This window comes from Pyrolobus fumarii 1A, assembly GCF_000223395.1.
Classification (GTDB): Archaea; Thermoproteota; Thermoprotei_A; order Sulfolobales; family Pyrodictiaceae; genus Pyrolobus; species Pyrolobus fumarii.
The window spans coordinates 937,549-951,851 of the sequence record NC_015931.1 but is presented as its reverse complement, the minus strand read 5'-3'; the positions used below and the strand labels follow the sequence as shown (position 1 = coordinate 951,851).

Genomic DNA, 14,303 nt, shown 5'->3' with positions numbered 1-14,303 from the left:
TGTCAGCTTGTACCACTCTGGAGTTCCTCGGGGGATTTTGCCATTTTCTCAAGGTCTTCCATGGTGAGGCCGCTGGTGGCTTCAATGAGAGTGTCTGGGCCGACCGTCACAACCACCTCCTTGAACGGCTTGAAGCTGTTGCTGGCCTCGTCCCACACGAATGTCTGGAATACCAGCTTGGTGCCCTCGACTATCGGTATGACGCCGTTCATGTGCTTCACTTGCCCATTCTCAACCCATACTAGGCGTAGCTCGCCACTCTCGAGCAGCTGCTTAGCAGCCTCTATACCATGACAGTCGTTGCAGGTACGACCCCTCTCGTCCACGATGTGCGGGAAGAACTGCGCTATGTCGACACGCACCGCCTCGGTGCCGTTGTGGGTCCAGACTACAACCATGAAGTTACCCGGGACTATCTTGCCCGTCCTCTGGTCGCGTACCAGCGGCAGCCAACCAATGATCGGTATAGCCTTCTTGACGGGCACCCCAGTCTCTACGTATTTCTCGTACGAGTATGAAAGGTGACAGTTGTAACATGTCACTACTGTTGGAGAGTGGCAAGCAGAACAGGCTATATCATCGAGATGCACGCGATGCTCCTCTATGAATCTGTATGGTCTCGGCGCATAGCCGTATATGTGGCACTTTTCACAGCTCACGTCGAACACGCCACCCTTGTCGAACATGTACTGGAAGTCACCGTGCATACCATGCACTTCTACACTAGAGTGGCAGAAGGTGCACGATACTCCGAGACCCAACATATGGACGTCTGCTAGCTCTGGGTTACTCTTGCCTAGCAGGTATGCCTTCTTCTGTCTGCCATGGCAGGCAAAGCACGTATCTGGGTTACTCGCCATCTTCACGCTGAAGTCTACTACGTTACCGTTACTGTCTCGGACGCCATGGCAAGACTCGCACGTAGCGTGGCATTTTGAGCAGAACATTTGCTCGTATGGTATCCCTGTGTATTTCCCTATGCCACGCTCATACCAGTACTTCATGCCCTTGGTGGTTGCGTGAAGCGTATCAGCGAACCTCATCTCGCCTAGCCATGTGCTTCCCATCTCCTCAACTGGAGCCCAGAGTGTTGCAGCGGATGCCGCGTATACCCCCATAACCAGAGCAGCTAGGACGACTATGATATCGCGTTTCCTCAATCTCATGTTTTACACCACTATTTTGGATTACAATGCTCGAAACCAATAATAAAATGTGACAGTAGTTAACGCACACTGCAGCAATACACGTGTTAACATTAATTTGACTTTAATGTGTTAAAGTGGTCCCGAACATTTTTCGAAGAGGTTGAGGGTATACCAGAGACCACGCGACAATGATTCACAGTGGCGGGCCCGGTGGCGAGAGCGTTGGCTCCGAGGCTTCCGCCAATGATGAGGGAGTCAGGGGCGGTAGGGCCCGCAACAACACACTACGCGCTACTCACGATGCTCATGGAGGGGGGTACCCCTTATAAGTACCCGGGGGGTCGTGGGGGCCTGGTGAGTTGGAGTGACGCTGCCAGTCATTAAGCCTAGGCCGCAGCCAGCCGCCAACGAGCCCAGAGTCGTCGGCCGCCATGTTTACGGCAACCTCTATGACTGCGAGGAGGTCGAGCTTCTAAAGGACGAGAAGGCGCTACGCGACATTGTCGTGGAGGCCGCGAAACTGGGCAACATGACGCTTCTTGACGTTAAGTCGTGGAAGATCGGGGAAGGCGTGTCTGTTGTAGCGGTTATCCTAGAGAGCCACATAACGATACACACCTGGCCCGAGTACCGCTTCGCGACCGTTGACGTCTATAGCTGTGGGAAGCACACTGACCCGCAGCGCGCCTTCCAGTACATAGTCTCGAAGCTACGCCCGAGGCACATCGAGGTGGGGGCCGCGGACCGTTCCCTGGAATAGTTTCCCCGGCCCCGCTCGTCTCGTTTTTAGCCCCCGGTGTCCCCCTGCCCTCGGGTGTGGAGCCCAACGCGGTGCCGACCGGGTTCTATCCGGGATGGTGACGAGCGGACTCCGCCGAAGATATCCTCCTTACCGATCGTCTAGCTAGCAAGATGGAAGCTAACAAGGTGAAGAAGATAACCAGGAGCAGTAACACGGGGACACCGGGGGCATTCCCGAGCTTAACTTTACCCGCACCACTCTCACCCGAGCTTCTCACCTCGAGAACTGCAAGCAGAAGGTTTGGCGCCAACATTGTCGTCTTGTTTACCGCTGGCAGCCTCTCTATGCTCACCGCACTACTCTCCACGCTCTCCAATAATATGGTCGCGTTGAGCCTCTTAGGCTCCACGAAGAGACTCTCAACCTTAAACCTACACTTGTATATTGCTAGTTTAGCTCCACCTTTGACGCTGAAAGCAGCTGTCACACGTTTCCCGTCGACAGCGACACCCGCCCCCCTCACCTCACCTAAGGGTTTTACAAGCCAACAAGAGCCACTAGCCGTGTCGAGAACGACTATTGTTATAGTACTGTTCGCCCTACCCGTGAAAGCCAATGTGCCATCGCTACACGATGCTATGCTGTAATCCAGCGTCTCTCCCCAAACAGGCTTGACATTATCAACGTGTATGAGTGTGACAAGCCCATTTCTATACCCGAGTATACCTATATCACCTTTATACACAACAACGGCGTGCGTCTCGTTACACAGTGCTAGTGGTGCTAGGCCTTCATAGAGGAGAGCACTACTACCCCTCAAGATTACCGCGTCATTGCCACCTCTAGAGCCTAGCACAACACCATCACGGTAGTCAACCACGAGTAGACCGTCCACACGTAATCTTGCGGCACCACTCTTGTTCACCAGCAGTGCTACTAAACCAGCCGTAACGAGGGCGCCTTTTGAGGTGACTCGATAGGGAGGCATACTCTTTACAACATCGCCCAACTGGTACATGCTGCCATTCTTGTAGGCTACTAGGAGTTTGCCATCACGACTAGCCATTAGTATGGTGCCCCATCCGGCATCCAACGGTGTATAGTCCCGCAATGCAAACACACTACCATTAACACTAGCCACGACTCCTACCTTGGTCCCATTCGTGTACAGAACGCGTCCCGTTGCCACACCGGGACCTACACCAGTAAGGTCGAATACACCACCCATGTTGAAGACTAGGAGGGCTAGTATTGCCAGCGTCGCGTTCAACTCTCCTCCAGCCTCCTCGCTTTCTCCACAGCCGCTAGGATAGAGTCTATGATGGCGCCCCTCGCACCCTGCTCTAAAACACGTAGCCCCTCTATAGTCGTACCACCAGGCGTTGCCACCTCATCCCTGAGCCCCTGGAACCCCTTGGTAAGGAGCAACTCGCCTACAGCACGGAACAGCAGCGACACTATGCGCTCCGCGTCACGTCTTGATATACCAGCAGCGACGCCGGCTAGCGCCAGCGCATCAGCGATCGACGCTAGTATGCCTGGGCCGCTCCCAGCCAAGCCAGTCCACGCGGGGAAGAGCTTCTCATCTATCCAGAACACTTCACCCATGCATCGGAAAGCGTCTTCGACCATTCTAGCCGCATCAGTATTTCGGTCTCCAGCAAGAGCAGTAGCAGATAATCCTACAAGAACACCCATATTGGGCATCGCGCGATAGACTATTGCACCTGGCATCAAAGAGCGCAGCTTTTCAAGCCGCACGCCAGCCGCTATCGACACGACAGGTTTACCCACAACCACGTCTCTCACCTCCCTGGCAACGCTCTCAACATGCCATGGTTTCACGGCAATTATCACAAGGTCTGCGCGCTCAGCCGCGACGCGGTTAGACTCTATGGGCTCGAATCCTAGCCTAGCAAGCTCCCCGAGCAACTCCCTACGAGCCCTAGTCGCTAGAACCCTCGCACCACACTCGAGCAGCGCCTTACCTATCGCGGAACCCATCTTACCCGCGCCCAGAACGGCGACACTAACTCCACGCACATTCGCCACCGTGCTTTAACGCCCTGGGGGCGCTTACACACTCTAGGCTAGCCGGGGGCTTTAGCATGCCAGTCCCACTCTCAAAGCTACCACCAGGTACACGAGCAAAGGTAGTAGCAGTCCTTGGGGGTAGAGGCGCCACCCGGAGAGCAATGGAGATGGGGCTAGCGCCTGGCTCGGAGGTAGAGGTTGTGATGGTAACAGGTGGCCCGATAATAGTACGCGTTAGGGGTTCACTAGTAGCCGTTGGACGCGGCCTAGCCGAAAAAGTGCTGGTAGAGCCACTCTAAGGCTCATAGTCCGCAAGTACGAGAAGCACCAGCCTCACCGCATCCTCACGACTCACGCCGAAACTCTCCTCTACTAGCCTCGCAAGCTGCGATATGTCCTCCACACCCCTCATAAGAGCATACAACACGAACCTTTTCACATCGCTAAAGCTGACGCTAGAACCCCTTATGCACACTTTCCCGCCGCACTTTACCAACAAACTCTGCGCAATACGCTCCCAATACTCCACATCCTCCCTAATCTCAATACCGTACTTCATTTCAGTGCTAATACAGCTACTCATTTCACACTCACCACGTACTTCGACAAAACATACATGCTATATACGCCTTCACTTTTAAAATATCAAGTAACCATAATTTGTATATACGTCTAATCACCTAGAGCAATTGTTACGACCATACACGAGGATATACACGTCCACCTAAATCCGCAAATCCAGCATTTCATGCAACCCTCGAATTCCATAATACAATCCTTTTAAGACGATACGTAACATATGCGGCTTAAGTGGTAGCATAGGGCGATGTGGATACCTGTTCATTGATGGGCCGTCTTAGGGGTTTAACCCCGATGAGGACGGCGAGGGACCCCGAAGCCCCGCCCACATGCATGAATAGTGCAACCATACGCGCAATACGCATGGGGATGAGGAGGCTCGGGCAATAGAGCTAGGCCCGTGGTGGGCCGGTGGCTGGCCTACGCCAGCCCCGACCCTCCCGCGCATCCAGCTCATAAGCGAGAAAAGCGGGATTAGTATGGTGCAAAAACGGGCTTAGCCGTTCTCCGCCTTTGCACCCTCGGCTGTCGTGGAGGCTGGTATCTCTGGAAGAGTCGGGAACTCTTCGCGTAGCCTCTGCTCGGCAATAGTGGCGGCCTCCTGTAGGATCTTCTTTGCTTCTGGTGTGACTGCGCCCACGCCGCTAGCGATGGCGGTGTACTCGCCAGTCTCTATCACTAGGCTCTCTAGTAGCTCACCAACCTCGGCTATCTCTAGCGCGATCTCCGGCACTATACCCATGAGTTGGGTCTTCAGTTCGCGAACTACGCCGACCACTGGAGCTAGGGCGACTACTGCGTCGCTAAGGCTGGTTATCGTCTCGAGTCTGAGTATCACGCGCTCCAGGGCTAGCTTTGCGGTCATTAGCGTCTTGACTACCTTTCTTATCTCTGCGACCTCGTTAGCGTACACTTGTGCGCGTAGCTTGTCACCCTCCATCTGAGCCTCAACAACCCTCTCGAATAACTCCTGGTCCCTCTCTTTCATCCTCGCTATCATGTACTCCAGGCGGTGGGTCTGAACCTTGAGCATGTGAATGGCCTGGACTATGCGGAGGCGGAGTGGCGGCTCCCTCTTGAACATCTTCTTTATCTTGGAGCCGATGCCAGGCTTCTTTTCGGGGGCCCAGTTCTTCGCGAAGTCACGTAGGTCCGCCATACTCTACACCCGGGGTGCGGCACCACTCGCATGGTAGGAGGCTTGGTGAGGGGGCAGTTACTGGCCTGGTGATACCGGGGTCGCTTGTGGCCGCCAGAGGGGAGGCGCTGGCTGCACTCGCCACTGGCCCTCACAAGCCACTGGCAAGGTACGTATTTGACATACTCGAGGTTTACCTTGGCTTTTTCGCTATAGTGGCTGCCTTGGCGCCCCCAAGCCCCACGCTTTACACCATCGACTTCTACATGAGCTTGGCTGCCCTACTAGCATATGCGTATCGTGTTGCGCTCTCCCCATACCCTATGAGCTATATCGTGATGACCGCGTGGGAGATACCAGGCATGATCCCTCTTGTTGCCGTTGACACAAACCCGCTCGCATCGAGCATTGTGAGGGCCGCTAGAATAGCCAGGGTCGCTATAATGCTGGCTTATGGGAGCGACCTTGCCAGGCTGCTACGCGGCTTCATAAGAGGGCTCGCACTCTCACCAATATTCGCGCTATTCGCTATGACGATTACCACTGGTTCACTCGCATATTATGCCGTTGAAGCGGGACACAGTGTACACTCCTATTTCGACGCCCTCTGGTTCACGATAGTCACCATAACGACCGTGGGATACGGCGATATTGTGCCTAAGACCACCGCCGGGAAAGCCCTGACAATGGTCCTCATGGCTATAGGCATAGTACTGTGGAGCGTTACTATAGCAGTGTTCTCCTCTGCAGCTGCACGGAGTGTCGGGAGGGCGATAGCCCGGGAGCTGCAAAGGCTTGAACGTAAGAGGATCCAGAAGCTAGCAGGGCTGCTTGGCTATCCTCTAGAGGCTACTATGGGGCTTGTTGGAGAAAAGGACGACGCGGTCACCACGTGCATACTTGCAGCGCTTAACCTGCCTCCAGACGAGTTTGAAGAGTTCCTGGAGGAGCTGAGAAAGAGGTACTGGGCTATCCACGGCCACCAAGCTTAATCAATGGAAAGTCGACTAGCTTGGCTTTCACGCGCTTCTTGCCCCTCTCGACGACAACCTCTAGCCCGGGCAGAGCGTGCCCCGCGTCAATGTACGCTTGGCCTATGCCCCTCTCCAATATGGGCGAGTAGGCGCCACTAGTCACTCTACCTATCTCCACATCGCCAACGAGTATTTTGTCGCCTTTACGCGGTACTAGCCTAACCCCCTTGCCAAGCTTAACGCCCAGCCTTACACGCGAAACACCCTCAAGGAGTCTTCTCCATACGGCATCGCATCCAACACACTCGCCGCTAGCAACCTTGCCCATATCAAGCACAAGCCAATACCTGGCCTCGATTGGCGTAACATCAGGGCCAAGCTCGTCGCCTATGAGGGGGAAACCCACCTCCATGCGCAGTGAGTCTCTGGCGCCCAACCCGCATGGGCGTGCACCAGCCTCGACAAGTGCACGGAAGAGCTTTGCAGATGTATCAGGATCCGCATATATCTCGAAGCCATCCTCACCAGTCCATCCACTCCTGGACACGACACGCAACTTCCCGAACGGCGAGTCAAGATTCTCAACAAACTCCATCCTCTTTAGCGACTCGAGTGTCGCCACATCGAGACCGACACGGCCAAGTACTCGGAGAGACTCCGGACCCTGAACAGCCACAAGCGCCATGCTGAACGTCTCATCCCTTATCTCAACATCGAGGCCGAGCCTCCTAGCCCACTGCTGGAGCCACGCGATATCCTTCTCCCTACTAGCGGCATTAGCGACTATCATCCACTCGCCGTTAGACAGTGGGTAGAGCAGCACATCGTCAATGAAACCCCCCTTCTCGTCAAGGAAGGCAGTCGGACCGTCAACAACACCAGGTTTTCCGGCAAGTCTACGCGGCACGAGCTTCTCGAGAAGCTCTTTCGCGTCACTTCCCGAGATTATTATCCTACCCAAGTGGCTCAAATCGAAGACTCCAACTCGCTTACGCACGGCAAGATGCTCCTCAACAACACTGCCATAGTCGACCGGATGCTCCCAACCCGCGAACACAGTGAATACCGCACCAAGCTCACGGTGCAACTGGTAGAGGGGACTGCGTAACGGCACGACCCAGCGACCTCCCGCTGTTAGCTACGCCGCACCGAGAGTGAAAAACCGGCGTGGCGACCACCGTAATGGACTGGTAGGACCCGGGGCCGCAAGGCCGCCGCGTCGGCGGCTCGATGCGGCCCCGTCCGGCTAGAGGCCGCGGCTCCACTCGAGACTACGGCTATGATGAGGGCTCGATTGGCGGAACTAGTGAAGACGGTTTTGGGTGCTGAGCCTCCGTTCAACCCACACCCCTCCAGACTAGGAGGCACTCCTCGCGATCACCACAGCTAACTACCTTCAACCCAAGTACGTCGCACATTTCACTGACAATCCCTTGCACCTTGTACTTACCACAGTTATGGCCTTTACACGCCTCAACAAGAAGAACAAGATAATGCATGGTATAGAGTTGTTGTTTGTCATAGACACGCTTTTTGACAACCACCTTAACACCTCTTACATTCATGTTCGTCAATGCGACGAACTTATCGAGCAAAAGTTTGACTACATGCATAGCCTCGCCGCACAACATACGTCTTTAGCGCCCTCACCTTAGACATACACTACTGCCGGAGTATTTACACATGTGTACACAAACGATAGTTGCAAAATGTTGTAAACATTCATTCCCGTGGTATACGTTTGGTTCGAACTCCTCGGTTTAATCCTCGGGACGGCTCTACGGGACTTGGGGGCTGCACAGATGATCGCGTTGAAACAGTTAGAGGAGCGCTGGGGTTGGTATCGCCATTGGATAGAGGAGCTAGCAGAGGAAGTTGAGAGGTTCCTGGAGGAGCGTAAACGGGAGGAGGGCAAGGAGGAGTTTGTATTTAACGGCGGCTTGAGCGTCTCGGGACTTCAGCATGTTGGGAGGCTTCGCGGCGAGGTCGTAATACCAGAGGTTGTTCGACGCATTCTTGAAGCGCGCGGATGGAGGATAAGACAGTTCATCACTCTCTACACGCAGGACGCGTGGAAAGGCAAAGAGCCACAGTGTGCGCAGTTCCCAGACCCACGCGAGGCCTGCGGAAAGTACACCGGATGGCCTTTGATACGCGTGCCGGATCCCAAAGGTTGCCACGACAACTGGGTTGATCATTACTGGGAGGACTTTGGCCCCTATCTCAAAGACTTCACTGATGGGAAGGTAGAAGTTGTAACAACTACCGACCTGTACCGTGGAAGTCTACTCGATTTCACGAGGCTTAGTATCGAGAAGCGTGAGGAGATACGGAAGATTCTCAACAAGTACCGTGGGAGGAACCCGTACCCACCCGGCTGGATACCATTCGAGCCTATCTGCGCGAGGTGCGGGAGGATCGACACTACAGAATCCATCGAGATCAAGGGCGACACCGTAGTATACAAGTGTAAGCATTGCGGGTATACGGGGGAGGCCCCGCTAACCGAGGGCAAGTTGAACTGGAGGCTAGAGTGGGTCGGTGTCTGGTGGGCGCTAAGAGTAGACTTCGAGCCATACGGCAAGGACCACGCAATGCCAGGTGGTAGCAGAGACTCCGCCAAGGATCTCGCAGTGAACGTCTTCCGGATGAAACCGCCGATGGGCACGCCCTACGAGTGGGTCGCTTACAGGGACCCCGCAACGGGCGAAGAGACAGACATGTCCAGCAGCGACTTCAAGGGCTTCACGCCTCGCGAGTGGCTAGAGGTGGCCCATCCTGAGGTGCTCCGCTTCCTATACCTCCGCGTACCTCCCATGAGGAAAGTGACGCTCAGCCTACGCGACATACCAAACTACTACAATGCGTGGTACCAGGCTGAACGCATATTCTACGGTGCCGAGTCGACCGGCGACAAAGAGCAAGATGCTCATCTAGCGAAGAGCTACTTCTACAGCCTGTTATCCTGGGAGAACATACCAGATAAGCTGCCTGCGCAACCCCCATACACACACGTTGCCATCCTGGCATGGCTGCTCCGCAAGCTGGACGATAATGAGGCGTTTGAGGAGGCGCTGAAGAGGCTGCAGCGCACTGGCCACATGCCACGCGACCCGACAAGCTATGACGTTGAGAGGCTACGTGCACTGATTCCTCGTGCACGTCGCTGGATGGAGAAGTATGCACCGAGCCAGATGAGAGTGGATATACTCGAGGAGCCGCCTAGCGTCGAGCTACCAGACTGGGTGCGAGAGAAGTTCGAGAAAGCAGCATCGCTACTAGAGGCGCTCGAGGACTGGAACGAGGAGAACATAAAGAACGCTCTCATGAAGGCTACGGAAGACCTTGACGCGAAAAAGAGGCGCGAATTCTACCGCTGGTTCTACAAGATATTCGTAGGTCGTGATAGTGGCCCGAGAGCAGCTCCACTACTATCACTGCTGGACAGGAACATTGTCGTCAAGAGGCTGAGGCTACAAGCATAAACAATTGTTTTCAGGGTGGCGGCGAGGGGCGGGAGCCCCAGAACGGCCCCTCACAGTTATGCCGCAACAGCGGCTCTCAGGGCCGCGGCGAGGGGGCCAGCATCGGCCGAGAACCGAGTCATCACTTTTCTCAGCTTAATATCCCCTCCTCATCCATTAAACAGATAACAGAACAAACGTACAACTCGCGTTTTTAGTTCTCTTCCTCTTCCTCCTCTGGGGCTACCGCCTCCTCAAGCTTCTGGAGGAGAAGATCCGCTAGCTCCACTAAGCTTTGCACGCGTTGCGGCGGATCACTTGTCGGTTCAGGATCCATTAGCTCTTCTACCCTTACCCTTACATCGGGAGGTAGTTTGTCAAGCCCGCCTATGAGTCCTACAGTCTCTGCTATCATTGCACGCGACGCGCTAACACCATAGCCCCCACCACCTACTCCGACAAGAACAGCACCTATCTCTTCAGCAACTTCTCTCAACATCTTGGTTGCTTGTACATAGCTAGTTGTTGTTAGCATCAGTATGCCTAGAGGATCGTCTCGGTGGCCATCCACCCCTAGCTGCGCCACTATGAGTCTTGGACGGTATATGCGGAGTGCTTCTGGCACAAGCCGCTCGAATACTGTAAGAAATGCTTTGTCGCCCGTGCCGGGCGGAAGCGGGACATTGAGCTTTGTGCCTTTGGCGCGGTCGCCTCCCAGTTCATTGTAGTTGCCAGTGCCGGGATAGAAGCCTGGCGAGTAGCCATGGAAGCTTATCGCGAGTACTGTGGGGTCGTTCCAGTATATGCTTTGTGTACCGTCACCATGATGCACGTCTATATCTATCACGGCGAACCTATTCCAGCCGTACTTCCTCCTAGCGTATTCTATTAGAACCGCAATGTCGTTGGCGGGGCAGAATCCTGAAGCTCTCCTACTTGCCGCGTGATGGAGGCCTCCAAAAGGCTGGTAGCCGGCTACACGTCCCCTCTCCACAAGGTGGTCCAGAAGTATCTCCTCACCGCCTATTATCAGTAGGAGGTCTTTGAGGAAGCCGGGATAGGCACGCGTATCACCATAGTCTATCACGACTGCTGACGGTAGCTTATCAGCCTCTAAGAGCATCTCTACAAACTCCTCGTCATGCACCCATTTTATGTGCTCTAATGGGGCCTCGCGTGGCTCCAAGAACTCTACGCAGCATCGTGCCAGCCCGGTCTCGTCAAGGTAGCGCCGATATGTCTTCATGCGCTCCATCCAGGCCTTGTTGACTTCATCGCTACTTGAGAAGAAAAACTTCGTGAACCTCTCACTCCACGTTACTGGTAAGGGGGCTCCCACGCTCATAGCGAGACAAGCCTCTTCTGTCCACGTGTCTTCTCCAGTCGCTCAATAGCCTTCTCCGACTTCAGATACTCGTACATCACTATGAGAGCCTCAAGACCAAGGTTGACTGCCGTGCGCAGCGTACTTATCACTTCTTCACGCGTCTTCACAACACTCTCTTCACTCTCCTCTAGCCAGACCTCCTCGCGCGGCCCGCTCCACACGCTACTGTCTATCACGAGCAGCGCGCCAGCATGAAGACCTCTTACCTGCGCGATGGTGTATAGCGCGGCTGTATCCATATCTACAGCTCCAACGAGCTTAGCCCACCTCTCGTACTCCTCTCGTACCGTTAGATAGAACATGTCGGTGCTCATTACCACCGTCGGGGTGGGCTCTACGCCACTACCGCGCACGGTCACCTTGTCTAGCACCTGGAGGAACTTGTAGCTTGGTATTGCAGGGTACTCGGCCGGCGCATAGTACTTTGATACACTCTCGGCACGCACGGCAGCAATAGGCACTATGAGGGTGCCTGGGCGCAGCTTCCTCTGCAAGCCCAGCGCTGTATCAACCTTTACAAATATCCTAGCACCTAGCCTGTACAGCTCCTCTAGCGCGATGGCTGTCGCAGGCGCACCTATAGGCGTCTTCATCACCATGATCTCGATGTTGTGATACTTGCCCTTACGGGATGCGAAGCCCCCGCGCCCGCGAACCTCGCCAGACACGCTCTTCAGCTTATTACTAGCCTCCTCGTAGACCTCCTCAAGGCTCGTTAGAAGCACGGCTGGCGCAACATCCTCCCTACTACACCCAGTGAACATCTGTTTGCCGAAAGGCAAGACCCGGGTTACCCCACACACCCGCTGTTACTCCGTCAACCCGCCATTCCCTCCTATAAACGAAGAGCCCGGGACACAATACCCCATGGAAGATACCCACTTGAGGATTTGAAGCGGCCTCTCCAGAACCACAACACCATACATCTTCACTCTCTCCAAGTTCTCAATATCAATTCTACTAGGCCTCACCTTGACCCTATCGAAGCATTTGATTGCGCCAACGTGGCATGCTGCGACACACCTAGTACACCCGACACACTCTTGCAGCTCTATACGTGCCTTGCCTTCAACGAGTGTTATGGCACCTACAGGGCAGACCGGTATACACGCCTTACAGCCTACACAAAGGTTTCTGTCAACACGACACGGCAGCTCGGTTTCTACACCGTCGGGCCACTCGCTAGGCACAATTGCAAGAGGCACGCGGTTCTTCAAAGCCTGGCTAGCAACGCTGGACGCCAGGTTATCCGCAACTCCATACGCTATCTTAGCGATAGTGTTGGAGGATGCAGGCGCGATAACGACGAGATCATAGCTCTTTGCAGATACTCTGTTCACGACTGGCAAGCCGCTAGCCGACGCTTCAACTACAAGCTCGCGATAATACCCGCCTGGCGCCGCGAGCCTCAATAAACCGAGAGCCCCGAAGACCCTTGCAACTTCATACCCAGCCTTAGTCAACGCAATGGTTACACGATGAAACTTTGCGAGAGCAGCTGCTATTCCGGCTGCTTCTCGGAGCCAGCTCCCGGCACCAGTCACAACCCATAGTATCCTTGCACCGCTCTTACAACTCTCCACGATATCCCTTGAGCATCTCGAGTAGCTTCTCTGCAATTACTAGTTTTCTACGCTTAAGGGGGTTAACAAGCCTCTTTGATAACGGGTGTTGAGGTGCATCTGGACACCAACCTACGAGTCTTATCTTTGATGCGCCTGCCACGTGCGCTAGCCAAGCTGCCCTATCACCGTCGGTGAAGCCTGGCAGCAGCATAGCCAGGCCGAGCAAAGGCTCAACCTGGACACTACCAGCTACGAGAGGCGTTCTTGGCACGATTTCGTGGAGCAGCCATGCATTATCGCCATGCGCGTGCACGACTATCAACGAGCCGCGATAGGCACACCATAGTATATCTTCGAGGGGCCCGTCTAGATCGGTCACGATGATATCTGGGCAATCGAAGCCCATGTGTAGTAAGACGCTCGTAGCGCCATCAGCAGCTATGATGACCCCCTCGATGAGATTAGCTTCCTTTTCTAGACAGGCGCCGCTTGCAACCACGCTTACTAGGCGTCCCTCAACGATTGCTTTGATGTCCCTAATGCTCGCTAAGCGCTCCTCGCTCATAGCCTCATAGAGGAGGGTCTCGAGGAGCACAGCTGCTCTACGATCAGCAAGTGGGTCGAAACCTAAACTAGCCCGTATGGCCTCAAGTATCTCGAGGATAAGTTGCTTCGATGGTTTCGCGAAGGAGTGATATACGAGACTATCGCTAGTATCGCTACGCTTGACCATGGTTGTCGCTTCACGCCCCTGGGTGTGGTACGCGACGGGGATATGCTATACGCATGGCTCTACCCTGGTACAACGCTCTACAATGCAACGTTAGGAGGCTGTGTTGTGCTTTCGGTCCCCTCGGACCCTATCGACTATGCTAGAGTGTTATTCGGGGAGGCACGCACCGAGAACCAAGAGTACTGTTGCCCTACTCTCTCCAATCCTTACCTCGTGATAGAGGCTAGGGTTGAGAGTATAGAAATGGATGGATACAAGAAGAGGTTGACACTAAGGCCGGTTAGAGCTGCTAAAGTGAGCGACCCGGAGCCGTTCACGCGCCTAGCCTCCTGTCTAGTCGAGCTGTTAATCGCTTACACGCGTGTAAAGGTATTCGACGATTGCAGCGAGAAGCTCGCGCACTATAGGAGCGTAGAGCCTTGCATCTCATTCCTTGAGAGGAGAGCGAGAGGCGAATATCTAACATGGTTTAAGAGAATATTGGCAAGCATTAACGCTCACCTGGATGCTTGTAGAGGCGTGGGGTAGAGCATTTTGCG

The 14,303-nt window shown here is 54.6% G+C and carries 16 protein-coding genes; 5 read left to right on the top strand and 11 right to left on the bottom strand.

Translation table 11 applies throughout. From position 1 onward, the window contains the following. Positions 1-2: 2 nt before the first annotated feature. Positions 3-1,166 (bottom strand): cytochrome c3 family protein, encoded by a 1,164-nt coding sequence (locus tag PYRFU_RS05015; protein WP_048191632.1) that lies wholly within the window; start codon positions 1,164-1,166, stop codon positions 3-5. 346 nt (positions 1,167-1,512) lie between these two features. On the opposite strand from PYRFU_RS05015, the gene speD reads away from it, so the two are divergent. Further along, the gene (gene speD / locus PYRFU_RS05010; RefSeq protein ID WP_014026551.1) at positions 1,513-1,908 is read left to right on the top strand and encodes an adenosylmethionine decarboxylase; all 396 of its coding nucleotides are present in this window, start codon (positions 1,513-1,515) and stop codon (positions 1,906-1,908) included. Positions 1,909-1,993: 85 nt separating this feature from the next. Here the strand turns inward: speD and PYRFU_RS05005 are convergent, their stop codons facing one another. Next, on the bottom strand, positions 1,994-3,160 hold the full coding sequence (locus PYRFU_RS05005; protein WP_014026550.1) for a hypothetical protein: 1,167 nt from the start codon (positions 3,158-3,160) through the stop codon (positions 1,994-1,996). Then, a complete protein-coding gene (locus PYRFU_RS05000; RefSeq protein ID WP_014026549.1) occupies positions 3,157-3,933 on the bottom strand; it encodes a pyrroline-5-carboxylate reductase family protein in 777 nt (258 codons plus the stop codon). Before PYRFU_RS05000 ends, PYRFU_RS05005 begins: the two co-directional genes overlap by 4 nt. 65 nt (positions 3,934-3,998) lie before the next feature. Here PYRFU_RS05000 and PYRFU_RS04995 point away from each other — a divergent pair, with 65 nt between their 5' ends. Next, entirely contained in the window at positions 3,999-4,223 is a 225-nt protein-coding gene (locus tag PYRFU_RS04995) for a FeoA family protein (protein ID WP_014026548.1), read from the top strand. On the opposite strand, the gene PYRFU_RS04990 is transcribed toward PYRFU_RS04995, so the two are convergent. Both PYRFU_RS04990 and PYRFU_RS04985 read right to left on the bottom strand, forming a co-directional pair. Further along, positions 4,220-4,507, bottom strand: a complete 288-nt coding sequence (locus PYRFU_RS04990; RefSeq protein WP_014026547.1) for a hypothetical protein — start codon at positions 4,505-4,507, stop codon at positions 4,220-4,222. The two genes, PYRFU_RS04995 and PYRFU_RS04990, sit on opposite strands and share 4 nt — an antisense overlap. A gap of 492 nt (positions 4,508-4,999) precedes the next feature. Then, positions 5,000-5,662, bottom strand: coding sequence for a Snf7 family protein (locus tag PYRFU_RS04985; RefSeq protein WP_014026546.1), 663 nt, complete (start codon positions 5,660-5,662; stop codon positions 5,000-5,002). An 86-nt stretch (positions 5,663-5,748) separates the two neighbouring features. Here PYRFU_RS04985 and PYRFU_RS04980 point away from each other — a divergent pair, with 86 nt between their 5' ends. Further along, a complete protein-coding gene (locus tag PYRFU_RS04980) occupies positions 5,749-6,633 on the top strand; it encodes a potassium channel family protein (protein ID WP_167827846.1) in 885 nt (294 codons plus the stop codon). Here the strand turns inward: PYRFU_RS04980 and gcvT are convergent. Both gcvT and PYRFU_RS04970 read right to left on the bottom strand, forming a co-directional pair. Beyond that, positions 6,611-7,729 carry a glycine cleavage system aminomethyltransferase GcvT gene (gene gcvT, locus PYRFU_RS04975; RefSeq protein WP_014026544.1) on the bottom strand — a complete coding sequence of 373 codons (1,119 nt, stop codon included), beginning with the start codon at positions 7,727-7,729 and terminating at the stop codon, positions 6,611-6,613. The genes PYRFU_RS04980 and gcvT overlap by 23 nt on opposite strands. A gap of 223 nt (positions 7,730-7,952) precedes the next feature. Then, the gene (locus tag PYRFU_RS04970; protein WP_167827845.1) at positions 7,953-8,246 is read right to left on the bottom strand and encodes a hypothetical protein; all 294 of its coding nucleotides are present in this window, start codon (positions 8,244-8,246) and stop codon (positions 7,953-7,955) included. Positions 8,247-8,417: 171 nt separating this feature from the next. Here PYRFU_RS04970 and lysS point away from each other — a divergent pair, with 171 nt between their 5' ends. After that, positions 8,418-10,100, top strand: coding sequence for a lysine--tRNA ligase (gene lysS / locus PYRFU_RS04965; protein ID WP_014026542.1), 1,683 nt, complete (start codon positions 8,418-8,420; stop codon positions 10,098-10,100). Between the two features lie 193 nt (positions 10,101-10,293). Here the strand turns inward: lysS and PYRFU_RS09955 are convergent, their stop codons facing one another. From PYRFU_RS09955 to PYRFU_RS04945, 4 genes are read right to left on the bottom strand one after another with little or no spacing between them, the layout of a single operon-like run. After that, entirely contained in the window at positions 10,294-11,424 is a 1,131-nt protein-coding gene (locus tag PYRFU_RS09955; protein WP_014026541.1) for a histone deacetylase family protein, read from the bottom strand. Further along, positions 11,421-12,248, bottom strand: coding sequence for a nucleoside phosphorylase (locus PYRFU_RS09950; protein WP_052296943.1), 828 nt, complete (start codon positions 12,246-12,248; stop codon positions 11,421-11,423). Before PYRFU_RS09950 ends, PYRFU_RS09955 begins: the two co-directional genes overlap by 4 nt. A gap of 27 nt (positions 12,249-12,275) precedes the next feature. After that, positions 12,276-13,049 (bottom strand): flavoprotein, encoded by a 774-nt coding sequence (locus tag PYRFU_RS04950; RefSeq protein WP_014026539.1) that lies wholly within the window; start codon positions 13,047-13,049, stop codon positions 12,276-12,278. Continuing rightward, positions 13,036-13,764 carry a 6-hydroxymethylpterin diphosphokinase MptE-like protein gene (locus PYRFU_RS04945; protein ID WP_052296942.1) on the bottom strand — a complete coding sequence of 243 codons (729 nt, stop codon included), beginning with the start codon at positions 13,762-13,764 and terminating at the stop codon, positions 13,036-13,038. Before PYRFU_RS04945 ends, PYRFU_RS04950 begins: the two co-directional genes overlap by 14 nt. Here PYRFU_RS04945 and PYRFU_RS04940 point away from each other — a divergent pair. After that, entirely contained in the window at positions 13,723-14,292 is a 570-nt protein-coding gene (locus tag PYRFU_RS04940; protein ID WP_167827844.1) for a DUF447 domain-containing protein, read from the top strand. The genes PYRFU_RS04945 and PYRFU_RS04940 overlap by 42 nt on opposite strands. Positions 14,293-14,303 lie beyond the last annotated feature (11 nt).